This is a genomic window from Nonomuraea sp. KM90 (assembly GCF_052246675.1).
In the GTDB taxonomy this organism is placed as follows: domain Bacteria; phylum Actinomycetota; class Actinomycetes; order Streptosporangiales; family Streptosporangiaceae; genus Nonomuraea.
In genome coordinates, this window is the sequence record NZ_JBQQCB010000151.1 from 1 (window position 1) to 22905 (window position 22905).

Here is a 22905-nt window from a genome sequence, read left to right on the forward strand (position 1 = left end):
TCACTCGATATGCGCGACTTCGTGTCGCACCACCGAGAAAGAGCTACACCCTGCCGAGGTCGGAGAAGTGGGTCTGCGGGTCGGACAGCAGCTGGTGACGACGGTCAGCACCGAGTTCCTGGCATTTGCCCGGCGGCGGGTGATGTAGCGATAACGCTCGCCGACGAAGGTGTAGGTCTTGCCACGGAGAAGACGATCCGGCCCAATTGATCATTCGAGATCGCCTCCCAGGTCGCCAGTTGACAAGCGTAAGAAGTCCCGCCTTTGAACTCGGTATCGGGCGGACTGCGCCCCTTTCCGGGTAGGCCGACGTGCACGCGCCCGAGGATGGAGGGCCACATGACCTCCCCAGATGGGTCCGGTGTAGTAGGCTCACCGATAACTCGTACGGTTCTGTTCGACTTAGTGGAACGGTGTGGTGGGCACGATGGACACGCGACGCGGCGATGAAAGCGAACTGGAGCCCGAAGCAGTCGAGGTGCTGGTGCACGAGACCTATGTGGATGCCGAGGAGGCCCGATTTCATTACGCAAAAGCTGGAAGCGGCCCGCCTGTCGTGCTCCTGCCCGGCAGCGGCGGATGGAAGCTCACCTTCCAGGCGCTGATCGGTGTCCTCGCACAGCAGCACACTGTCTATGCACTGGACCCACCTGGACAAGGCCTCACAGAGATCATCGACCATGCCTTCCCCTTCGGCACCGATGCGGTTGCCCAGTCCATCGGCAGTTTTCTGGACGCCGTCGGAGTGCAGCGGTCGGCAATTGTCGGACATTCATGGGGCGGAGGTTTCGCGCTGCGATTCGCCGAGCTATACCCCGACAGGGTGACCCGGCTGGCGCTGATCGCGCCGGGCGGCCTCAATGTTAAGGACGTGTGGGAATTTCGGCTCGCGCGGCTTCCCGTGATCGGTGAACTGGCCCTCCACCTGTTGTCGGCGGGTTTGGCTCGGCACATCCTGCGCAAGTCCTTTGCTCACCGAGATCGCGTTCCGGAGGATCGGATCGATGACTTCTTGCAGATGATGCGCTCACCGCGCCACCGGTCGAGCCGGCTCAGGGACATACTGCGTGTTGAGCGCTCGGTACGGTGGTCGGATACGGAACGCGACCTGCATCTTATCGATATCCCTGTCCTCCTATTGTGGGGTAGCGAGGACCGCTACTTCCCGGTTCGCCTTATCGAACGATTCACCACGCGTCTCCCACGTGTGAAAGCAAATGTCGTGCCAGGCGGCGGTCACTCGCTGCACGATGACTGTCCTGAAGAGACCTCTGCGCTGCTGGCCCCCTTCCTTGGGAGCGATCGTGCGTAGCGATCCGGCCTTGGGCGCTGATACCACCGTCGTGCTCTTGCTGGCCGGATTGATCTTCCTTGGAGCCCTGATCCTTGGGGTCTGGAAGTACCGGCAGATGATGCACTCCGAAAAGCGCGCGGCCCATCCCTACGTCGACATCGCTCACCGGGCAGCCTTGCTCTATTCATTCGCCACGCTGCTGATCGGGGTGTTCGTCGAGCTGAGCGGGTGGCCGACGGTGGTGAATTTCGTAGCGGCCAGTGTCGTCATTCTGTTCTTCGTGGCGGCGATCGCGACCTATGTCTACCACGGGTGGCAGCGGGATACCGACAACCAGCTTCGCCAACCCGTCCGCGGGACCACCGCCTTCATGACCGCACTGATCGTGGGTGAGATCGGCGGCGTCAGCGTACTGCTGGCCGGATTCGTGCAGGCGCAACTGCTGTGACGTCTTGTCCGCCGTGCCCATTGCCTATGCCTTCGCTCGACGTGGCGGCGATCGTCATCTTCGATGTGTGCGGCCATCTGAACACGAGGTCTGGGTCGAGAAGACCAGCACTGGCCTCGCACGCCGCTTCGATGTGATCGCCGTCGAAGACCTGAAGATCCGCACCATGACCCGGTCGGCCCAGGGGTCCATCGCCGAGCCCGGCAGCAACGTCGCCGCCAAGGCCGGCCTCTGCCGCTCCTTCCTCGCCGCGGGGTGGGGCCCGCTCGTGGCCCGGCTGCAGCAGAAAGCCCCGGGTCGAGTCGTGAAGATCAGCCCTGCGTACACGGGCCGGCGGTGCTCGGCGTGCGGGATCGTGGATCGGGAGGCGCGCGAGAGCCAAGCGCGTTTCGGGGTGCCGGTCCTGCGGGGTACGCCGGCAATGCCGATGTGAACGCGGCCAGGAACATCGAACATGCGGCAGGGCATGCCGTCGCTGCGTGGGGAGGCCCACCGCTGGGCGGGCCGGTGAACCGCGAACCTCAACACGACCCCCTCCTGGTGAGGTGGTCGCTGTTGGAATCCCCCGGGCTTCCGGCGGGTGGAGGATGTCAATCGGTTGTCTCGTCCGGCTCGGCAGCCGATGTCTGGCGCGGGTCTGCCCCGTCGTGCAGGCCTCCAACAAATCGGCGCAGCACCGGCGACCCGTCTTCCGCGCGCCACACCACCGCGGACGTGATCGGTGGGGTGGGCCCGTTGAGTGGTATGAATGCCACGCCCTCGCCGCGTAGCGCCTGCGCTGAGGCCGGTACCAGTGCCACTGCCAGCCCAGCCGCGACGATGATGAGCTGCGTGGAGATCTCGCGTACGTAGTGGCTCACGCGCGGCGTGAACCCGCCTGACGCGCAAATGCCGTGCACCGTCTCGTCCCACTCTCGGCAGATCTCCGGCGACAGCAGCACGAACTCCTCTTCCGCTAACTCGGCCAGTCCGACGGCAGAGCGGCCTGCCACCGGATGGCGCGCCGAGACGGCGGCCACGAAGGGCTCGGCGGACAACTCGCTCAGCACGGTGCCGTCCTCCAGGCAGTCGTCGAGCGGCCCAAGCCGGGCGATGAACGCGACGTCCACGGTGCGATCGCGCAACGGCGCGGCCAGCGACCCGAGCGGCAGCTCCCGCAGCTCCACCTGGACGTCGGGATGATTTCGCTGGAAGGTGACCAGCGCGGCCAGGAACGGCGCGGAGGACGTGGTTGGCACGTACCCGACGCGCAATCTGCCAACCTCGCCCCGGCCCGCGCGCCGGGCGACCGCACGCGCCTGCTCTGCCTGCGCCAGCGTACGCCTAGCCTCGACCAGGAATGCCTGGCCCGCGTCGCTCAGCCTGGTGCGACGGCGCTCGCGGATGAGCAGTTCGACCCCCAGGGATGCCTCGAGCCGCAGGACCTGCTGGGAGAGGGCGGGCTGGGCCAGATGGAGCCGCGCGGCCGCCCGGCCGAAGTGCAGCTCTTCGGCGACGGCCACGAACCCTTCGAGATGCCGCAGATCGAAGCTCATGCGGAGAGGTTATCAACTCATCGTGATCCAGTCTTTGACGCGATGAAATTGCGGCTCCTACCGTCACCTTCATGAACCACGAACTCACATTCGCCGGACAACTCGCCGGAAAGGTCGCCCTCGTCACCGGCGCCACCTCGGGAATCGGCGAGGCTATCGCCCGGGCGTACGCACGAGAAGGCGCCTGCGTGATCCTCACCGGCCGCCGTGCCCAGCTGGGTGAGAGCGTGGCCAAGCAGATCAACGCCGATGGTGCAAAGGCCGCGTTCCTAGCGGCCGACCTCACCGAGCCAGGTTCACCGGAGGCTGTCGTGCAGGCCGCGTCCGAGGCGTTCGGGGGCCTGGATGTACTGGTGAACAACGCCGCCGCCTTCGGCGCCGGGCCAACGCATGCTGTCACGGAGGACGACTTCGATCGGATCGCAACTCTGAACTACCGGACACCGTTCTTCGTGACCAAGGCGGCGCTGCCGCACCTGCTCGCGAACCAGACGAGCAAAATCGTCAACATTGGTACGCTCGGCGCGGTCAAGAGCTGGGCCGGCGCCTCGGTCTACAACTCCACCAAGGCGGCGCTGGAGAACCTCACCCGTACATGGGCCATCGAATACGGCCCTCAGGGCGTCAACGTGAACGTGATCAGTCCCGGCATCGTCGTGGACGCCCCGATGTCGGCGACTGTGCTGGCCCAGGTGGACATCGAGGCCCACGTCCTGCCCAACGTCCCAGCCCGCCGCCTGTGCACCGTCCGAGACGTGGCCAACGCGGCAATCTTTCTGGCCGGATCGGGCTCGGACTACCTGCACGGAACGCGGATCCTGCTCGACGGCGGCCTGACCGCATGACAACCCGCGCACCCGCACGCCAGGGCGGCGTCTTGACCCTTCTGTGCGCCGTCCAGTTCATGGTCATCCTCGACACCACCATCGCGAACGTCGCCCTGCCCGCCATCGGCAACGCTCTGGACCTGGCGGAGTCGACCCTGCAGTACATCGTCACCCTGTACGCGGTAACGTTCGGCGGCTGCCTGATCCTCGCCGGGCGCGTCGGCGACCTGCTGGGACGGCGTCGTCTGTTCATCGGGGGAACCGCGCTGTTCGTGACCGCGTCCGCCGCATGCGGCCTGTCCACCACGTCCGCCCTCCTCCTGGCATCGCGGGCAGTGCAGGGCCTGGGCGCCGCCGTGATCTCCGCCACCGCCCTTAGCCTCCTCCTGACCATCTACGCCGAGGGGGATGGGCGTAATCGCGCGCTCGGCGTGTGGAGTGGCTTGGGCGCCACCGGAGCCGGGACGGGCCTCATCGTTGGCGGCCTACTCACCGACACACTCGGCTGGCCATCGGTCTTCCTCGTCAACGTTTCCCATCGGCCTCGCTGCTCTGGCCTGCACTCGGGTGTTGCCACCGGACGGGAGTCCCGCACGCAGGAGAGCTACTCCCCCGCCGAAGTCATTGAGCACAACCACCGAACAAGTCGCAGTGACGGCCGCCACGTCGAGCGCTTCCAGCGGGCGCACCTCACTGGACATTCCTGGCGCGGTAAGCGCCACTGCGGGCATCGGCCTGCTGATCTACGGGCTCACCCGAGGCCAGCAGGACGGGTTCACCTCACCGGCAGCCCTAGCCATCCTGACCGTCGCAGCGGTGCTGCTGCTCGCGTTCGTGCTGATCCAGCGGCGTTCCACGGGCCCGCTTATCCCGCCACGGATTTTGTCGCACGCCGCGGTGACGGGCGCGAATCTGGCCATCCTCACTCTGACCGCCGTCATGGGCGCCCAGGGATTCTTCATGATGTTGTACATGCAAGGAATCCTGGGCTATTCATCGATCGAAACCGGCCTGGCTGTATTTCCCTCCAGTCTCATGGCGATCGTCGGCAGCACTCTGGCCACCAGGCTGGCCGCGCACGTCCAGCCCCGCGCCATCGCAGTGGGCGGACTGGCTGCAGTCGGCGTCGCGGAGATCCTGCTGGCCCAGATCACCCCAGCCAGTTCGTACGTGGTGGGCATCCTCCCCGGCTACCTCATCTTCGGCATCGGCCTCGGCGCAGCATTCGTCGGCTCCAGCATCGTGGCTACCAGCGGTATCGCGGCCGACGACCAAGGTGTGGTGTCCGGGCTCCTCAACACCGCGCAGCAGGTCGGCATCGCGGTCGGCGTGGCGGCCCTCGTGACGGCCGCCGTAGCCCACACTGCGAACCTCCCCACTCCTGACACCGCGGCCGCACTGGTCTCTGGCTACCGCCTGGGCCTGCTCATCAGCGCGGCTGTCGCTGGCGTGGGCGCCCTGGCCATTCTCATCCTGTCCCGCCGACATGTCCTGTCGGTGGTACACCCGCAGCACTCACAAGGTGGCCGGGAGCAGCCTAACGATCTCAACTAACGGCTGCGTCCGTGCTTGGTGGCCTGCTTCAACTCCAGGCAACGGTTCAGCACTTCCTGCAGTCTGGCCGTGCGGCCGGCGCGGAGCGCCGGGTTCGGCGGCCCGGCGGCTGGGCAGGTAGTCGCGGAATGGGTCGATCAGCGTGGCACCCTGTTTCGGGCCGCCGATCAACTGCTCGGCCCGTTGGGCGCGGGCGTGCTTCTTGACGGTGTTCGAGGCGAGGCTGAGATGACGGGCGATCTCGTTGTTGGCAGGTCCTGGCCTAGTAGGGCGTGGATGGCCGCATGCCAGCTGCGGGTGCGTGGTCGAGGGAAATCTCGGGCTACATGTCGAGTCGCGCGTATCTGGCCGGGCCATGCGCGGCGGGCCGGGTGTTCAACACCGGGGCGACCCTACGCCAGCCGGATCGCTTTGTACTTGTCGTACTGCCTGGGCCACGGCGCGGACTGGTCGATACTGAGTCGGCCGAAGCTCTGGACGCTGAGCGGGTGCTGGCCGCAGCGCACGAGTGGTACCGCGCTGTCTGGTGCGGCGCCACTCTCAGGCGGTATCTCGGTCAGCCCCTGGGGCATCCGGCGTCTTCACCTTCGCGGTCAACCCGTGACCGGTTCCAGCTGCGCCTTGGCCAGCACCTGCCCCGGAGTCGTTGACACCGGGTCGTCGGCGAACCAGTCGCTGAGCGCGGTTCGAACTCTTGCTGGCCCTGAACTCCTCGATCAAGCCATCCCTCCCGGCCAGCACAGCCCGCGCCTCGTCCACGGCCGCGCCGCGGAGCGGGACGCAGTGGAGCAGCCCGCCGGTGGCGTCGACGCCACCGGCCAATTCGTACCGTTCGCCGGGACGGGTCCGACAGGCGCAGTCGATCCGCGCACTGCCCTTGCAGCCTGCGGGGGTGCGCAACACGACCGCGCACGGCCCATCGGGGACTCGTATGCCTCCGACCTTGTCCTCAATGCGGGGGCTTTCCGAGGATTTGCCGGCCCGTGACATGGCCGGTCGCACACGGCGAACCTGGGGTGGTGGACCGCCTGATGTCGAACCCGCGGGCGTTGTACTCGGACGCGAAGTGCTCGGGGTCGGCGTAGAGGTCCTTGACGGTGACGATCCAGTCGTCGCCTGAGCGCTGGAAAGCCAGCGCGGCGGGCGGTGCGATGCCGCTCGTCGCGCCGGGGATGAAGGCCACGCCTAGGGCGGCCGTCGCCACCAGCACGGCGGCGGCGGGGGTCAGTACCGGCCCGGCCAGCGCAACCCTGCGACGTGCTTTGACCGGCGTCGCGACGATCTCGTGGAACTGCGGGCCACCGCTACCCGTGGCGCCGTGCGTGATAAATCCGCCGCAGCCCCGAGGCCGTGCCCTGGACGCGGACCCCTCCGCGGAGTACCGCCACCAGGTTGAGGCTGGCCGGCAGGCCCCTACGCCATCCGCCCGGCCTCCTCCAGGTCACGGGCGCGGCGCGTGGCCGACGCGGTCAGCCGGGGGGTGACCGGGCAGAATCCGATGCGCACCATGTTCAGGAGGTTTCGCGCTGCCACTCCGGCCAGGCTTGGGCGAGCATGGCCATCCCCTCGGGGAACATCGCCCTGCCCATGCCGAACCGCAGGTGCTGTCCGGTGTGAGCAAACATCACGTCAGGAGCCAATAGCACGCCGTGGCGATCGACGAGCCACTCGGAGAATGCCCGCGCCTCCGTCGCTGTCAGCCACGGATAGGCGCAGGTCCCACCGACCGGGGGCACCCAGTCCCATCCGGGCGTGGACTCCACGAACGAGGCCAGCGCACGCGCGTTGGCGCGGACCAGACTGTTGGCGCGATCGACAAGGGCGGGGGCCGCCTGCAGGGCCGCGATAGCGAGGACCTCGCTGGGCGCACTCGTGGCCAGTGTCGTCCAGTAGCGGTGGTCCAGCAGGCGCGCCGTTACCGCTGCGTTCTGCGTGATGGTCCACCCGATCCGGACCCCGGCCATGCCCAGGACCTTCGAAACGCCTGTGACGGAAATCGCGTTGGCCGTCATCGCCGCGGCGGGCGGGAGCCGGCGCTCTGGCTCCAGTTCGATGCCTCGGTAGATCTCGTCGCTCAGCAGGAGGGCGTCGGTGCCGTCCACCAGGCCCACAAGCTCCTCGAAGACGGGTGCTTCCGGCAATGCTCCCGTCGGGTTGTGGGGGAAGTTCGCCACGATCAGCCGAGTATTGGACCGCAGGGCGCGCCTGACCTCGTCCACGTCCAAGCGCCAGCCGTCCTCTCGCCGCAGGCGGATCTCGGTCACCTCCGCCCCGATCGCACGTGGCACATCGATCAGCAGCTGGTAGGTGGGGCCGATGACGACGACGTGGTCCTTAGGGCTGAGGATGGCGTTGAAGAGCACGAATACTGCTTCGGTGGCGCCGGCGAAGATCTGCACCGCCGATCCCGACTGCACACCGGAGGACTGGGCGGCCAGCTCCCTCAGCATCGGGTGTCCCGGAGATTCGGTGTAGCCCAGTGTCAGGGACTCGTACCACCGGCGCGTGTCCTCGGGGGCGATCTCCCACAGTGCGTTCAGCGACAGTCCTTCGGTGTCTGATCCGGTCAGGTTCACCCGGCACGTGAACTCATGCTTGGCGAACATGCGTTCGATCAGGAAGGGAGGAAGTTGCACGGCGCGATCCCGTCTGCTGGCAGGTCTGTCGATGAGCTGCTGATCTTAGGGGCGGTGTCCGGACATCAGCGCTGTCTGCCCACACGGCAGCGGCTGTGGCATCCGGTGCGTGCGATCGCCAGGCGGCGCACCTTCACACTGGGGTTCTCGGGCGCCGACAACGCAGTGGGGCCCGCTGCGTGACCGGCGAAACCTTCCGGACGGCCTAGTGCTTCTCCGTGTCGGCGGAGAAGCGGGCGTAGTGTATGAGGACCGGGCGTAGCCCCCGGCGTTCATAGAGGCGCTGGGCACCGGAGTTGGCTGCCAGAGTCCCGATGAGCAAATCCCCGATGCCGAGCCTCTTCAGCTCGTTGTCCACTTCGTCCAACAGCAGCGTGCCAATGCCGTTGCCTCGCTCGGCCGGAGCAACGGAGAGTGTCTGAAGTTCGGCGACACGGCTACCCGTCACCCAGGTATCGTCGGGCCCCGACTGGATCTCGACGAAGGCGTAACCGATTGCCCGGTCGTGACGTGCGGCAAGCAGGATGAACGAGCCCTCCTCCCGAATCCAGCGCCGATAACAGGAACGGCGCAGCTCCCAGGAACGCTCGTCCGAGAAGTATGCGAATCCTGGTTGGACGGACTGGTGGTGCTGGTGCAGCGCCAGCCACAGTGGCTCCAATCGATCGATGAGCTCCGCTCCTCCTTTGCGTAGCGTGATGTCACCATAGGAGTAGCTGGCTTGACTCATTGCAACTTCTCATCTCTCTGTTTCGAGGCACGGGGCGGGAGCCCCATCCTGCCCGCGCAGCCAGCGTGATCATCGCTGGGCGACATAGTCATTCAGCAGCGTCACCCCTGAAGTGGGCGGCCCCGGCGGCGGCCGCGGGTCCGACGGACTGGCCAGCCATCGACGGAATGGCCATCTCTCAGTCGACGTCACAGGAGCCGTTTCTGGAGCGCGGTTGCGTCCAAGCCGCCCGTGATTTCACGGTGAAGAGGGCAACGACCTTTACCGCTGCCGGCACCCTTGGTCTCGCTGATGAGCTCCAACATCGCTGCCGCTTCCTCGACCTCGTCACAGTCGATCAGCAACTCCGCGAACTCCATGGTCCTGCCTCACAACCCGGCGCACCCATGCGGCCCCAGTGCTGCTGTAGCTCCTAGTCCTTCGCTCGGGCAGCCCTAAGCGAGCGTCCGTCTGCTCTATTCCACGCAGATGGTTCCGAGCCGCCATGGGCCCGGAACCATCCGGTCAGTGCTCAGTTGAAGCGACGCAGCCGCAGGCTGTTGCTCACCACGAACACGCTGGAGAACGCCATCGCGGCGCCCGCGATCATGGGGTTGAGCAGGCCGAGGGCTGCTAGGGGCAGGGCGGCCACGTTGTAGGCGAAGGCCCAGAACAGGTTGCCCTTGATCGTGCCGAGTGTCCTGCGGGACAGCCGGATGGCGTCAGCTGCCACCCGCAGGTCGCCGCGTACCAGGGTCAGGTCGCTCGCCTCGATGGCGGCGTCGGTGCCGGTGCCCATGGCCAGTCCCAGATCGGCCTGAGCGAGCGCGGCGGCGTCGTTGACGCCGTCGCCCACCATGGCCACGACCCGGCCCTCGCTCTGCAGTTTCTTGACCACGTCGACCTTGTCGGCGGGCAGCACCTCGGCGATGACCTCGTCGATGCCCACCTCCGCGGCGACGGTCCTGGCCACGGCCTCGTTGTCGCCGGTCAGCAAGACTGGTGTAAGGCCCTGCGCCCTGAGCTGCGCGATGGCTTCCTTGCTGGTCGGCTTCACCACGTCGGCCACCACCAGCACCGCTCGTGCCTGACCGTCCCAGCCGACGGCGACGGCGGTGCGGCCGGCGGCCTGGGCAACGTGCAGGTCGCGCTCCAGGTTTGCCGGGAGGTGCTGCGACCACTCCTCCAACAACCGCGGTCGGCCTACGAGGACGGCGTGGCCGTCCACGATGCCCTGCACGCCGAGCCCTTCGACGTTGGCGAAGTCCTCGGGCGAAGACAGCTCGCCGACACGCGCTGTGGCACCCTTGGCGATGGCCTGGGCGATCGGGTGCTCGGAAGCGTGCTCCAATGCGCCGGCCAGGCGCAGCACCTCATCCTCGCTCTCCCCCTCGGCCAGGTGGACGTCAGTGAGAGTCATCAGGCCCTTGGTGACGGTACCGGTCTTGTCCAGCACCACGGTGTCGATCTTCTTGGTGGATTCCAGCACCTCCGGGCCCTTAATAAGGATCCCCAGCTGGGCACCTCTGCCGGTGCCGACCAGCAGGGCCGTCGGCGTGGCCAGGCCCAGCGCGCACGGGCAGGCGATGATCAGTACCGCGACCGCGGCGGTGAATGCGGCACCCGCGCCGTCGCCGGTGCCGAGCCAGAAACCGAGTGTGCCGATGGCCAGGGCGATGACGACAGGCACGAAGATGCCCGAGATCCGGTCGGCCAGGCGCTGTACCTGAGCCTTTCCGGTTTGGGCTTCCTTCACCAGCCTGGCCATCTGGGCGAGCTGGGTGTCGGCACCGACGCGGGTCGCGCGGACGATGAGGCGGCCGCCTGCGTTCACCGTGGCCCCGGTCACAGCATCGCCCGGCCGGACCTCGACGGGTATGGACTCGCCCGTCAGCATCGAGGCGTCGATCGCTGAAGTGCCTTCTTCGATCACGCCGTCGGTGGCGATCTTTTCGCCGGGTCGTACGACGAACCGATCCCCCACGTTGAGCTGATCGCTCGGGATGCGCGTCTCCACGCCGTCACGGAGCACCGCGACGTCCTTGGCTCCCAGTTCAAGCAGCGCCTGGAGCGCCGCGCCGGCGCGGCGCTTGGCGCGGGCTTCGAAGTAGCGTCCGGCGAGGATGAACGCCGTCACGCCCGCAGCGGCCTCGAGGTAGATGTTGCCCGAGCCGTCGGTGCGTTCAATGGTGAACGCAAAGGGGTGCGTCATGCCGGGCGTGCCCGCCGTTCCGAAGAACAGCGCCCACAACGACCAGCCGAGCGCGGCGAGGGTGCCGATCGAGATCAGCGTGTCCATCGTGGCTGCGCCCTGCCGCAGGTTGGCCCAGGCTGTTTTGTGGAACGACCAGCCGGCGTACAGCACCACAGGGGCGGCCAGCGTCAGCGACAACCACTGCCAGTTCGTGAACTGCAACGGCGGGATCATCGCCATCGCGATCACCGGCACCGCCAGCACGACGGACATGATCAGGCGGCTTCGCAGCGGCTGGAGCTCGTCCTCCGGCTCGTGCGCCTGCTTGGCCGTTTCCGTTGTGGGCGGTGCGGGGAGCGCGGCGGTGTAGCCAGCCTTCTCCACCTGGGCGATGAGCTGATGCGGGTCGAGGCCTTCGGGGAAGGTGACCTTGGCCTTCTCCGTCGCGGGGTTGACCGTTGCGGTCACGCCCTCCAGCTTGTTGAGCTTGCGCTGGACCTGGTCAGCACAGCAAGCGCCCGTCATACCGCCGATCGAGAGTTCGACTGTGTTCACCCGATCATCGGTGACCGAAGTCATCACCCTTCTCCGATCTCTCGCTTAGTGACTGCGGTCATCGCCATACTCGCTCGAGGTGGCGGTGGCAGTAGATGTGGAGGCGGCGAGCGCGGCGGTGTAGCCGGTCTCCTCCACCTGGGCGATGAGCTGATGCGGGTCGAGGCCTTCGGGGAAGGTGACCTTGGCCTTCTCCGTCGCGAGGTCGACCGTAGCGGTCACGCCCTCCAGCTTGTTGAGCTTGCGCTGGACCTGGTCAGCACAGCAAGCGCCCGTCATACCGCCGATCGAGAGTTCAACCGTGTTCTGGTGGTCATAGGTAACCGAGGTCATCATCATGCTCCGTTCGCTCGCTTAGTGGTTGTGGTCGTCGCCATGCCCACTCGCCGTGGGCGTGGGCGTGGGCGGGGTAGTCGGCTCGAGGTCCAGAGGCGTTTTCTGACCGGCCCCGAGGGTGAAGTCGGCAGTGCGAACCTTGCCCTCGTGCTTGAAGTCCAGGAACAGCCGGTAATCGCCGACGCTGGGCACCTCGGCGTAGAAGACGATCTCGGGTCCGGGCTTGGTCTTACCGTCACCGAGTTCGCCGTCCGGATGAATGTGCAAGTAGGCCAGGTCACGTGCGCGCAGGGCCACGAGGTGTCCGTAAACTCCGAGGTAAGGCTGCAGGTCGGTAACCGGCTTACCGTCCTTGCTCACCTTGAGGGTGATTTTGGTCGCCCGTCCCAGCGTCAACTCGCCGTCCAGGGTGACCGTGTATCCGTCGACCGTCGAGGTACGGCTGACTTGCGGAAACGCCTGAGGTTCGTAGTCGCCCGCCACAGACAGGTCGGTACCCAGGGTCAGGGCGCTGCCTCTGGCGGGCGCGAAGTCAGCGAAGGCCCGGTACAGCCCGGAACTCGGCAGTGTGAGCTTGACCGACCATACGCCGTCGGGCGTCATCTCAGGGTGCAGGTGCTGGAAGCCACCGAGATCACGGGGGACGACGATGAAGTGCAACTTCTTGTCGTGCACGACCTGAAAGTCGGTCACCGGCCGGTCATCGGGGCCGGTCACGGTGAAGCGGAAGTCCGTGGGTTCGCCGGCCTTGATCTCTGCGGTGAGCGGGTTGAGCGTATAGCCGTTCTGAGATACCTGCAGCCCACCGGGGATAGCTTCCTTCGCCGGCTGCGTGGCGTGTCCTTCACGGCCAGCGGCCGCGGAAGGAGCCTGCATGGCGCTGTGACTCTCGGCGGCCGGTGTTCCCATCGGCCCCGCTACCTTGCCGGCGCTAAAGGCGCCGCCGAAGACGACAGCGAGAGCCAGGGCATAGGTGCCGAGCGTCGTTGCGGTGTTCACACGTTCGCCACGTCGTATCCGGCCTCGTCAACCGCAGCGACGATCATCGCCGTGTCGATGGGGCCGTCGCTCTCCACGGTCAGCAGCCCGGACTTCAGGTCCACCTCGACGTTGGTAACGCCGAGTACCTTGCTGACCTCTTCCTTGACCGAGCTGGCGCAGTGGTCGCAGGCCATGCCCGTGACGGTGTAGGTGGCGGTGGTGATGGTGCTCATATCGATCTCCCCTTCACTTCGATTGGGACGGATAAGTTTGGCGATGGCATCGGAGATTTCCCTGATGTGCGCCCCGGCCTTCTGGTCCCCCGTCTGCCTTGCATCCGCGACACAGTGGGCCAGATGCACTTCAAGCATTGACAGAGAGAGCGCCTTCAGCGCGCTGGTCGCCGCGGACACCTGAGTCAGAATGTCGATGCAGTACTTGTCCTCCTCGACCATGCGCTGCAGTCCACGAATCTGCCCCTCGATGCGGCGCAGCCGCCTCGCGTAGTCCTGCTTGCCATCGGCATGTTCGGGCATCTTGTCCTCCATCTGGCTTGGCGCCCACACCCAAACTATACCCCCCTACCGTAGAAACGGTACCCCCCTACCGTACCCATTTCAGGTAAAGGATGCACGTCCGGGCAAACTGGCCCAGCAGGCGACACCCCCCGACGCGGCCGCGAATCACCAGGTAGGGGGATTCGCCAGGCCTCACGAGACCCACGACCACGCACACCGGAAGCGACAACCTTGGCCCCGTGACTCGGCTGCGCAGTCACCGACCGGGCTACCACGACGACAGGGGATCTTGCTGTCGACGTCGCCAGCTCGGCACTCAACCCCGGCCCGACACGGGGCAAGCCCCGATCGTGGCCAGACGCACGGTTGCCTTATCGGCCCCCAGATCGCCTTCGGCGCAGTGCCGGCGGATCGCAGCCTGCCTCGTAAGGGGCAAGCATGCTGCCAGCCTCGCCGATTCGCGACACCTGAAGAGAGTTTGCCCCGGATGATCGGTTAGGTAGCAAAGAGTGCTCCTGATCTGGAAGATGACTGTCGAGATCAACACCGTCCAGAGCGAGGAGCACTCGGCGGAACGCTTCGCGTGCAGGCTATCCCGAAGCGGATGAGGGATTGGCGGTTACGGTCACTGGTCATGGCATGGTCTCTCACGTCGGTACCGCGGGGGTTGCGGATGCTGGCGTTCACGTCCGGCAGCATCCGGCGAGCTGACGGCCGCGTTACGGGTACGGGGTCGTCATGTGCTGTATGACCTGGGCCAGGTGCTGTCCAATCTCGGCGTGATGATCGCTGATTTCGGGATGGCCATCCGGCACACCCGTACCCTGCGTGGTCAGGGCGGATAGTTCAGCACGGTCGCCTCGACCTCAACCAAGTGGCGGGGCGGTGGAGGAGGTGACCGCCCGGCAGCGGGACAGATCGCCGCCGCTCGGGCCAAGGCCGGCGGCGGGTGTGGGAGTGACTCCTCGCTTCCTGCAGGGAGCGGCTTCTCGCTCCGCCGCTTGCGCGGCCAGGCGAAGGGCGAGCCCTGCCCTGAGGATGTTGATCGCCGCGTTGACGTCGGCGTGCGCGGCGTGACCGCATGCCGTACAGGCGAACGCCGCCTGGGTGACGCGGTTCTCGCTTGCACCTGTGCCCGCATCGGGCACAGATGCGGGAGGTGCCGGCGGGATTCACGGCGGTCACTTCTCGACCGGCGTTTTCCGCCTTGTCCGCGAGGACCTGCAGGAACACCTCCCACCCCGCGTCCAAGATCGCACGGTCGAGTCCGGACTTGGCGGAAGGGCCGTGGGGCAGCTACCCGCCCGCGCCGTCTGACCTGGGCGCGGCGCGGCGGGTCATGTTCGGGACCTGGAGCGCCTCATGCACGATCACGCCATAGTCGCCGACCAGCGTCAGCGCCGCCTTGTACGCGCCGTCCCGGCGCTGGCGCCGGCCCTTGGCGTGCAGCGCGGCGACACGGGCGACGGCCTTACGCCGCCGCTTGGAGCCCCGCTTCTCGAGCTGCTGCTCCCAGACGGCGCCACCCCATGTCCCTGGCCGTCGCTGCCCGGCCACCCATGGCGACCGGGAGATCGGTCGTGCCCCGCCCAGCGGATACGGCCGAGGATACCGACTCGAACCCATGGCCTAAGGCATTCGCCACTGGCAATACGATCAAGGCCGAAGTCGGATCAACATGGCTTCTCCCTCGCCTCACCGGTTGGGATCGACGTCATCCCACGGTTGGTGCCCCCTGAGCCTCTCGTCCGCCCATCACTGCCGACGGGCTCGCTGGTCACCGCGGCCATCTCGTTCGTATCGAACATGGGGCTCCAACATGGCGGCCCACCACGCCTTCTCGCCGCCCGCTCTGGCAGTGCGCTCCTGTACGTCCGCAGACCGATCACCATCGTGATCGTACAACGCCTTGCGCCGGACGCGCCGGCCAGCATGGAGGGCATAGCCCTCGAAGGGCCCGGCGCTGTAGCCGGCAGCCCTACGTGTCCCTGGGACGGCTGACGGAGACCGTCAGACTCAACACCGGGATGGTCATGGGATTCGAGCTGGTCAGCCCCACCTCAGCAGTCGCTCTGGGAGCGCTGCGAGGGCATCAGGACGCCGGCACCGATCCCGGTCTACTTGACATACACCCCTTCTTCGTATTGATTGACCCTCACTCCCTCATCCCCCCTGGGGTATACATGGTTACTCCACATACCCCATAAGGGTAAGTGGCACTACCAGGAGAGCTCATGTCCCCATCCTTCCTGCGGCGCTGGACCCCCGGGTCCTACGCCCAGCCAGCCAGTTCATCGTCAACATCGATACCCCATGGGCGGGCGCCATCACCCTTCGTCCAGGAAGGCCGCGACCTCTCCCCGGAGAGGTCGATATCGGCATGCACTACCGACATCGACGCCTCGGGCGAGTCCGTGCCGCCGAGTGGGCCACGGCCAGTGGCGACGAGGGGTCATGTTCGTGGACATTCCGGACATGAGTGCAGGTGAATCTCGCAGGCCTTGGAAGCCTCGACGTCTGTAGCGGGGGTCCGGCCGCCCAACGGCGGCGCGTCCACACAAGTCGGTGCGTAGGGGATGAACTCATATGTCACATTCTTCGGAGTCCGACCGTCTAGGAGCGCACTCTGCGTCGATCGCTCACAGCGGTAGGCGATATGGCCGTGCGGGCGTGCCATTTCTATCGGTGGCGGCGTTGGCCATCGACGGGGTGAGCGCTTTCGCCCTAGGGGGGATCGGCCGGGGATTTGCCGACCGCAGCCATCTGGGGTTGCCGGCATTGGATTACGTGGTGTGTGCGGAAGTGCCGGGTATGGTGCAGACCGATCTCGGCATGCCCTTGCAGGTCGTGCACGGCTTGGACCGGCTGACCGAAGCCGATCTGGTTGTGGTGCTGCCCACCGAGACAGTTATTCCGCGGTTGTCGCCGAAGGTGGCTGCGGCCCTGCATGCCGCTCACCAGCGCGAGGCGATCATTGTGACATTTTGCACCGGATCCTATGTGCTGGCCGACGCCGGATTGCTGGACGGCCGACGGGCTACCACACACTGGAGCCTGACCGACGACTTTGCCGCCCGCTTCCCCAAGGTGAGCGTGGCGCCTCAAGCCCTCTATATCGACGAGGGAAGTCTCATCACCGGAGCCGGCGGCGCGGCTGGCATCGACCTGTGCCTGCACTTGCTGCGTCGCGAACACGGGGCCACCGTCGCCAACGCCATCGCTCGCGAGATGGTTGCCTCGTCCCTTCGCGAGGGAGATCACGCCCAATACCCCGACCGGCCCGTCCCGGACATCGGCGAAGAGCCTGTCACCACTGTCATCGACTGGCTTCACGCAAACCTCGACAAGGCGACCTCTATCAACGACCTAGCCGCCCGCGCCCTGATGAGCGAACGCACATTCGCCCGCCGTTTCAAGGCTGCCACAGGCACCACTCCCTATTCGTGGTTGCTAACCCAGCGCCTGCACCGAGCCGCAGAACTCCTCGAGACCACCGATCTGCCTATCGAAGAGATCGCCCACCGCGTTGGCTACAACACCGTCTCCACTTTTCGGGATCAATTCATCAAGCGCCACGGCATCCCCCCTCGGAACTATCGGCAAAAATTCAGCGGAAATGTCCCCCGTGCGGCTATGGGGACCCAAGCCGAATCCCGCCCAGACCCGCCATTAAGATACCCTAGCAGACACGACGTTGCAGTAACCAGATGTGCATAACCATCAACCGCTGCAGACATGGGAACCCCATTCAAACGGGCATCCGGCCGGAACAAATGTATGAATGGGGCCCCTTTAGAAGTAACTGACCAGCGAAGACGAATCAACATTCCCATCGTCAATCACCTTGGCGCAACGTGCGCTGTGCTGGCAGCATCTTTGCGATGGATTGCGAGAATCGGATGGGTTGAGGCGGTGATGGATGGCTTCGCCAACAGCACACTCCCGGTTCCGACACAAACACTTGGCAGGCTCTAGGACCGCTTGCCAGGAATCTGCCCACCAGGTCGAACGCGCTCGATAATCTCGTTGTTGAGCGGCAAGATGGGGTTCCATGGTTTACGTTAGCGCCCTTACAATCCTACCCTCCGCAGTGGAATATGCCTTCGAGTGCGTTTCCCACGTCACGCAGGAATCGCTGACTCGGCGGACGCCATGCGCCGAGTGGAATCTTGCCGACCTTTTGTTGCACATGAATGACTCGCTCGCCATCCTGCACGAGGGAGTTACCTTGGGCTTCATCGCAACTGGTCCTATCGCCGACCCGCACGACTGTTCGGCAGACGTTCTCGTCGGAACATTTAGGGACCGGACCCGCCAATTCCTTGAAGCTGCCACGGCAGCCGACGAAGATCCTTCTATCACTATCGACGATCTAGTCCTGCCTCGCGAGACCCTGATCGCTGTCGGAATACTGGAAATTGCCGTCCACAGCTGGGACGTAGCTCGCTCTGTCAATGTTCCTATGCCGATCCCGCCGACTGTCGCATCGGCGCTCATAAAGTTGGTGCCGATTCTAGTAATCGAAGGCGCCCGGCAGAGGGATTTCGCGCCGCCGGTTCCAGTTGCGTGGCCGGCCAGCCCTAGCGACCACCTCGTGGCCTTTCTCGGACGACGGGTTGCAGAATAGATCCACACATGCCTGACAGTGACCAAACGCCACCTCTGGCCCCACTCGCAGCTACCGCTGCTGGCGTGGTTGGCTTGAACGGGACCTGCTCGTCACGGCCGCAGTGCTGGCCACCAGCTGGTGAAGAGCCTTTAAGTCCGACCCAAGCATCATGAGCATGCGGTGCAACGTGACGTCTTCGCGTCGCCCGTCACGCGGACGGAGCGCCAGAGGTGGACGGCGAACTCCTGAAGGCCGTGGCGTGGTTGAGGTCATGGGGGCCCCGGCGCAAAGGGCGGACTTCCCATCCGGCCTGTTCCGGCCGGTCGCGGAGGTTACTCGCCCGCCCAGCACGTCCACCACGAAGGCGGCGCTTTCCTTCCCTGGAAGGAAACTGCTGACGTAGGTAGCCGACGCAGCTGCTCGTCCGTAGACCGAAGGCAGCCCTGTCGCCCTGCTCATGATTTCCTTCGCATTGGGCCTCCCCAGGGACCCCGCGCTGGGTGATTAGGTCAGCGCCGATGAACTAACACCTTCCGTTCCGGGCACAGGGCACCCATACGGAGTGGTCATCTCGATCGGGAAGAGGCTCCGTCTGGGACCTGTGACACCATAATCGCGCCGGAGAGTGTGTCGGTGTCCTCTAGCCCGAACTCCGTCAGGGTCATTCGGATGGCTTCTGCTCTCAGTTGCGCTTGCCTGCAGAACTCCTCGGTCTCGAACTGGGTGACCGTGACAATCGTAGAACCGCCCGTCTCGATAACCTGGTAACTCACAACTCCCGCAGGAGGCGGCACGGTCCCTGTGAGTCCGAATTCGGTACTAGCCACGATGGCGGCGGCAAACTTCCTGGTGATGTGGACCATCAGATTGTCGACCGAGCCAGCACTTGGGCGATAACAGCGAATTAGAGCATGCATAAAGGTTTCCAATTTCGTCTCACTGAAAGAAGACCTGCAAGTCGATAAATCATGGTCTAACACGGTCAAAGGCGACACTAGGCCGCTCTATACAATTGGCCGCGGCTCCCACCCCACGAGAAGGCCACTAGCCCTAAAACCACTCGTTGCTGTTACCGCGCCCTGCTACTGCGCGTGGAATGTCCACCGGGCATGGATCGACTTTCCCCGAGACCTGCGCGATAATTCGCCGCGGTCGCCGGGCCCTGCGCAGCACATCCCCTGTCACTGTGGCGGACCTTGCCGCCACAGGCACCTTCGCCTCCAGCCCGGAGGAGTGACCGCCGTGGAGGGCACCGGGCCAAGCCCGCTGTGCGCCTGCGGTAGTACTGCGAGGCAAACTCGGCAATCTCCTCAGCTTTGCCGCCCCGTACGACCGTACCCATTCGTCCGAGACCACGTCAATCGTCGATCACATACGAAAAGGGCTCGGCGCCCGGCATCTGAATTCTCGTGGCGAGCCAATAGATCAACCCTTGTCTCGCCATTCAGTCACCACATGGATTCGCTCCGCCTGATACAGCGGATCCATGTCCGGCAACTTGGTTTCATCGACACCCGAATCGTGAAAAGCAAACCCTCCGGCACATCGACAGGATCCCCGCAAGTGGATATTAGGGGCGAATTACGCAAGGCATCCGACGCTAGCGATCGCCACCGCGCCAGGGGGTTACCCGTTTACGGTTCCGTTCCGCAATGACATATCACCCGCGAATGTCGCTCGCCAGGTCCGAATATACTGAAAACTCTGACACAGACAAACGTAGAATCCCGCCAATAGCCACTGATTCTCTGCCATCGACGCGCTGGGCGCTTGTTGGCGTTTACGTGCAGATAAGCCTCCAGGCGGACCATTCCTCCCATACCGTGCGCAGAGTGGCTGATCACGTGATCCTGTGCACGTCGTCACCGGCCGTAGCTGGCCAGGACATCGACGCGCGGGAGGCCATCCGGCGCCAGGCTGGCCGGCAGCGGCCGAGCATCTGGTCGCCAGCGGCTACGCCTCAGCGGGACGCCCCCCGGTGCTGAGCGGTGGTGAATGACGCCCGGTGTCGGCGCCCTGTTCGTCTCCGATCGTGGCCTGGTGGAGGTCGTCGCCCGGCTCCTCGCCCGCCTGATCATCCCAACCGCCGTCGAAGGCGGCGCCGTGACCTGGCAGGCATCGAGCCGGACTACCCGTAGCTGGCCGAACGCCGCCCGGCCACCGCCTCCGCCGCCAACCCCGCCAGTCACCTCCGACTTGCTGGGTTGGGCGATCCTGCCCGAACGTGGCCACCATCGCCATGCTGGAGGCCGCTCTCGCTGCCAGGCAGTGGCCGGACAACGCTTCGGCGCTCCGATGGCGGTGCCGTGCCCGATGACATCGACGGCATGTTGGAGCCTCACCTCCGCCGCTCGCGAGAACACGGGCCCGGACAAGCAGCCGTCATGTAGCTCGACAGCCTCCAAGCGACCACCTGTCGGGTCACGCTCAGAAGGCGCGAATCTTCAAAGAGTTGGGACTTGTTGGGCGCTCACGCAACCCGGTGCCGTCAGGCTTCAACTCGGCGCTACCACTATGTGATCCGTCATCTGACGGCATGTCCTGCTCTGCTCGATGGCAGCGCCCCTCCGCCGGCAACCCATTCACTTCGCATGCGACGGGGAACAGGCTCTGCTCACGCTCGAACGGCCAGCCATCGACCATCAACCGCGTGAGCCGCGCGCATCCTCCTCCACCTGGCCGCGGACATCCCGCTGGCCCAACGCCCGCACCACGTCCCGGGCCCACGACCGCTGGTCTGAACTGGCCGGCAACACCGCCGCGTCCTCGCGCAACCTCGCAGGGCCGGACGCGCCAGAGGGATCACCGCGTACCCGGCGGTTCCCAGGTGAACGCGGCCCGCACTATCCTGATCGGCACTCGCTGAGTCTCGCGTCGACCTGCTTGTCGTGCGCCTCCAGCGTGGTCATACAGCCACCGGGCCCCACCATCCTGGCGCCGCACGAACTCCGTCCTCCTCCGCCGGTCAAGCGGCCGGGATGGCGGCACCGCATCAACCTCCATCCCAAAGCCCTCACGTCTCCTCCACGCGCGCTCGCTGGTCTGCCTCAGAGGGCGTTTGATTTGAGTAGATTGAGGTGATCTCAGAGAAATAATTCGGGCGATTTGGGGATGGACGGGACGCCAAAGGTGACGTTTCGGGCCTATCGGGAGAAGTCGTCGAAGGCCGGAGACAGACGTGGAGCCTCCGGTAGATGAGTTCTCACCACAAGAACCCCATCGGCCGAAAGGCTCCACGTGATTGCTCATCGTGCCATGCTCGACGTCTCCCGCGCGCTGGTTCATCACGTTGCCCGGTCGCTGCGGGACGAACGCCGGCGGGTGGGCACCCCAAAGGGCAGTCGCGCGCTGACCCCGTTCTGGCAGGCGGTGCTGATCCTGCGCTGGTTTCGGGGTGAGTGCGACATCCCCAAGCTAAGCGGGATTCCCAAAGTCCTGCGCGTAACGGGGCGTGAGATCGCCGACGCGGACGGGCATTGACAGAGCCCTCGCCGGGGGTTGGATCGAAGTTGCCTACAACGCCCAACCACCCGGCGAGGTCGTGGTCAGTATGCGCCCGGTCAGCGTGTTCGCCAACGGTCCCGAAGCCTCGATCGAGCACCTGCGCACGCACCTGCGCGGCCAGTGGCGGCAAGCCCTGCGGGCGATGATGGTCCTGTTGTCGGTCCACGGGCTGTCCCCGGCCCAGATCGCCGAGCTGCTGGACTGTGATCCGAGCACGGTGCGGCGGTGGATCGGCCGGTTCAACCAGCAAGGACCGGCGGGCCTGGCCGATCGGCCCCGCCCCGGGCGGCCGCGCATCGGCGGGCCACGCCTGCTGGATCGGATCGCCGCGCTGCTGGAGCGGGCCGGGCCGTGGACGGTGCCCCGGTTGTGGCAGTACCTGGGCCGGCCGAAGCTGAGCCCGCGCACCCTGTATCGGCGCCTGCGGGTGGTGGCAATCTGGCGCCGTCCCAAGCTGGTGGCCCGCGGTGATCCGGACCGGTGGCGGGCGGTGGCCGCCATCACCGCCCGGCTGCGCGAGTTACCGCGCGGGGCGCTGGTGTGGGCCACCGACGAGACCCATGTGCACCTGCTGCCGCACGTGCGGGCCACCTGGACGCTGCGTTCGCGCCGGCCGGAGATCGGCACGCCGGGCAAGAACCGGCAGGTGACGGTGTTCGGCGCGCTGGAGATGACCACCGGCCGGTGGGTGTATCGGCTGGGCCGTCGCTGCGCCGCCGACTTCATCGCCCTGCTGGAACAGATCCGCTTGGTCGCTCCGACAGCCCCGGCGATCGTGGTGATCTGCGACAACGACAGCATCCACCATGCCCATGCCGTCACCGACTACCTGAACAAGCACCCCACCATGGAGGTGCTGTTCGGAGCGCGCTACAGCCCGCATGACAACCCGGTGGAACGCATCTGGGCCGCACTCAAGACCTTCATCGCCAACACCGCCGTCAGCTGGCCCGGCCGCCTCCGACAGATCCACGCCTTCTTCCGCGCTCGCTCACCGGCCGAGCTGCTGACCGCCGCGGCGCCGTGGACCAGCCCATGGCTGCCCGCGGGTTACAAGCGGAACTTCTGGAATGCCGCTTAGGCCGCGATCACCACATCTCCCGGGCCACGGCCTACCGCTACATCGCCGAGGGGATCAACGTCCTCGCAGCTCAAGCCCCCGACCTGCACGAGGCTCTGGACCGCGCCCAAGCCGAAGGGCTGGC

Annotated in this window: 21 protein-coding genes and 3 pseudogenes; 10 read left to right on the forward strand and 14 right to left on the reverse strand. The window is 65.9% G+C overall.

Going from position 1 to position 22905, the window contains the following annotated elements; all coding sequences use genetic code 11:
• Positions 1–427 precede the first annotated feature (427 nt).
• From ACTWPW_RS55925 to ACTWPW_RS55935, 3 genes are read left to right on the forward strand one after another with little or no spacing between them, the layout of a single operon-like run.
• Positions 428–1312: an alpha/beta fold hydrolase gene (locus ACTWPW_RS55925; protein WP_443173811.1), complete on the forward strand. Its 885-nt coding sequence runs from the start codon at positions 428–430 to the stop codon at positions 1310–1312.
• Positions 1305–1742: a hypothetical protein gene (locus tag ACTWPW_RS55930; protein ID WP_443173812.1), complete on the forward strand. Its 438-nt coding sequence runs from the start codon at positions 1305–1307 to the stop codon at positions 1740–1742. The genes ACTWPW_RS55925 and ACTWPW_RS55930 overlap by 8 nt, the downstream gene beginning before the upstream one ends.
• Before the next feature lie 13 nt (positions 1743–1755).
• Complete coding sequence (locus ACTWPW_RS55935; protein ID WP_443173813.1) at positions 1756–2175, forward strand: hypothetical protein; 420 nt, start codon at positions 1756–1758, stop codon at positions 2173–2175.
• 157 nt (positions 2176–2332) lie between these two features.
• On the opposite strand, the gene ACTWPW_RS55940 is transcribed toward ACTWPW_RS55935, so the two are convergent.
• The gene (locus tag ACTWPW_RS55940) at positions 2333–3277 is read right to left on the reverse strand and encodes a LysR substrate-binding domain-containing protein (protein ID WP_443173814.1); all 945 of its coding nucleotides are present in this window, start codon (positions 3275–3277) and stop codon (positions 2333–2335) included.
• Positions 3278–3348: 71 nt separating this feature from the next.
• Between ACTWPW_RS55940 and ACTWPW_RS55945 the strand changes: the two genes are divergently transcribed.
• The 3 genes and pseudogenes from ACTWPW_RS55945 to ACTWPW_RS55955 all read left to right on the forward strand — a co-directional run bounded on the left by ACTWPW_RS55945 (position 3349) and on the right by ACTWPW_RS55955 (position 5658).
• The gene (locus ACTWPW_RS55945) at positions 3349–4122 is read left to right on the forward strand and encodes an SDR family NAD(P)-dependent oxidoreductase (RefSeq protein ID WP_443173815.1); all 774 of its coding nucleotides are present in this window, start codon (positions 3349–3351) and stop codon (positions 4120–4122) included.
• Positions 4119–4586 (forward strand): annotated as a pseudogene (locus ACTWPW_RS55950) (MFS transporter); the annotation flags it as partial. The gene ACTWPW_RS55945 and the pseudogene ACTWPW_RS55950, both read left to right, overlap by 4 nt.
• A 169-nt stretch (positions 4587–4755) precedes the next feature.
• Positions 4756–5658, forward strand: coding sequence for an MFS transporter (locus ACTWPW_RS55955; protein ID WP_443173816.1), 903 nt, complete (start codon positions 4756–4758; stop codon positions 5656–5658).
• A gap of 949 nt (positions 5659–6607) precedes the next feature.
• Here ACTWPW_RS55955 and ACTWPW_RS55960 read toward each other — a convergent pair.
• From ACTWPW_RS55960 to ACTWPW_RS56015, 12 genes and pseudogenes are all read right to left on the reverse strand, one after another.
• Complete coding sequence (locus ACTWPW_RS55960; RefSeq protein ID WP_443173817.1) at positions 6608–6868, reverse strand: hypothetical protein; 261 nt, start codon at positions 6866–6868, stop codon at positions 6608–6610.
• Between the two features lie 301 nt (positions 6869–7169).
• Positions 7170–8294 carry an aminotransferase class I/II-fold pyridoxal phosphate-dependent enzyme gene (locus tag ACTWPW_RS55965; protein ID WP_443173818.1) on the reverse strand — a complete coding sequence of 375 codons (1125 nt, stop codon included), beginning with the start codon at positions 8292–8294 and terminating at the stop codon, positions 7170–7172.
• Positions 8295–8499: 205 nt separating this feature from the next.
• The gene (locus ACTWPW_RS55970; RefSeq protein ID WP_443173819.1) at positions 8500–9024 is read right to left on the reverse strand and encodes a GNAT family N-acetyltransferase; all 525 of its coding nucleotides are present in this window, start codon (positions 9022–9024) and stop codon (positions 8500–8502) included.
• Positions 9025–9212: 188 nt separating this feature from the next.
• Positions 9213–9383 (reverse strand): hypothetical protein, encoded by a 171-nt coding sequence (locus tag ACTWPW_RS55975; RefSeq protein WP_443173820.1) that lies wholly within the window; start codon positions 9381–9383, stop codon positions 9213–9215.
• Positions 9384–9535: 152 nt separating this feature from the next.
• Positions 9536–11776, reverse strand: a complete 2241-nt coding sequence (locus tag ACTWPW_RS55980; RefSeq protein ID WP_443173821.1) for a heavy metal translocating P-type ATPase — start codon at positions 11774–11776, stop codon at positions 9536–9538.
• Positions 11777–11797: 21 nt separating this feature from the next.
• Positions 11798–12091: a cation transporter gene (locus ACTWPW_RS55985; protein ID WP_443173822.1), complete on the reverse strand. Its 294-nt coding sequence runs from the start codon at positions 12089–12091 to the stop codon at positions 11798–11800.
• A 15-nt stretch (positions 12092–12106) separates the two neighbouring features.
• Positions 12107–13087 carry a hypothetical protein gene (locus tag ACTWPW_RS55990; protein WP_443173823.1) on the reverse strand — a complete coding sequence of 327 codons (981 nt, stop codon included), beginning with the start codon at positions 13085–13087 and terminating at the stop codon, positions 12107–12109.
• A complete protein-coding gene (locus tag ACTWPW_RS55995; RefSeq protein WP_443173831.1) occupies positions 13084–13302 on the reverse strand; it encodes a heavy-metal-associated domain-containing protein in 219 nt (72 codons plus the stop codon). The genes ACTWPW_RS55990 and ACTWPW_RS55995 overlap by 4 nt, the downstream gene beginning before the upstream one ends.
• Before the next feature lie 27 nt (positions 13303–13329).
• Positions 13330–13605: pseudogene (locus ACTWPW_RS56000) on the reverse strand (metal-sensitive transcriptional regulator); the annotation flags it as partial.
• Positions 13606–14453: 848 nt separating this feature from the next.
• Positions 14454–14735, reverse strand: coding sequence for a zinc ribbon domain-containing protein (locus ACTWPW_RS56005; RefSeq protein ID WP_443173824.1), 282 nt, complete (start codon positions 14733–14735; stop codon positions 14454–14456).
• A 25-nt stretch (positions 14736–14760) separates the two neighbouring features.
• Positions 14761–14820 (reverse strand): annotated as a pseudogene (locus ACTWPW_RS56010) (hypothetical protein); the annotation flags it as partial.
• A 63-nt stretch (positions 14821–14883) separates the two neighbouring features.
• The gene (locus ACTWPW_RS56015; protein ID WP_443173825.1) at positions 14884–15144 is read right to left on the reverse strand and encodes a hypothetical protein; all 261 of its coding nucleotides are present in this window, start codon (positions 15142–15144) and stop codon (positions 14884–14886) included.
• A gap of 1128 nt (positions 15145–16272) precedes the next feature.
• On the opposite strand from ACTWPW_RS56015, the gene ACTWPW_RS56020 reads away from it, so the two are divergent.
• On the forward strand, positions 16273–17304 hold the full coding sequence (locus ACTWPW_RS56020) for a GlxA family transcriptional regulator (RefSeq protein ID WP_443173826.1): 1032 nt from the start codon (positions 16273–16275) through the stop codon (positions 17302–17304).
• A gap of 334 nt (positions 17305–17638) precedes the next feature.
• Positions 17639–18214: a TIGR03086 family metal-binding protein gene (locus ACTWPW_RS56025; protein ID WP_443173827.1), complete on the forward strand. Its 576-nt coding sequence runs from the start codon at positions 17639–17641 to the stop codon at positions 18212–18214.
• Positions 18215–18762: 548 nt separating this feature from the next.
• On the opposite strand, the gene ACTWPW_RS56030 is transcribed toward ACTWPW_RS56025, so the two are convergent.
• Positions 18763–19059 carry a hypothetical protein gene (locus ACTWPW_RS56030; protein ID WP_443173828.1) on the reverse strand — a complete coding sequence of 99 codons (297 nt, stop codon included), beginning with the start codon at positions 19057–19059 and terminating at the stop codon, positions 18763–18765.
• 2392 nt (positions 19060–21451) lie between these two features.
• Between ACTWPW_RS56030 and ACTWPW_RS56035 the strand changes: the two genes are divergently transcribed.
• Together ACTWPW_RS56035 and ACTWPW_RS56040 are read left to right on the forward strand one after the other, a co-directional pair.
• Positions 21452–21676 carry a hypothetical protein gene (locus ACTWPW_RS56035; protein ID WP_443173829.1) on the forward strand — a complete coding sequence of 75 codons (225 nt, stop codon included), beginning with the start codon at positions 21452–21454 and terminating at the stop codon, positions 21674–21676.
• 70 nt (positions 21677–21746) lie between these two features.
• Positions 21747–22781 carry an IS630 family transposase gene (locus ACTWPW_RS56040; protein ID WP_443173830.1) on the forward strand — a complete coding sequence of 345 codons (1035 nt, stop codon included), beginning with the start codon at positions 21747–21749 and terminating at the stop codon, positions 22779–22781.
• Positions 22782–22905 lie beyond the last annotated feature (124 nt).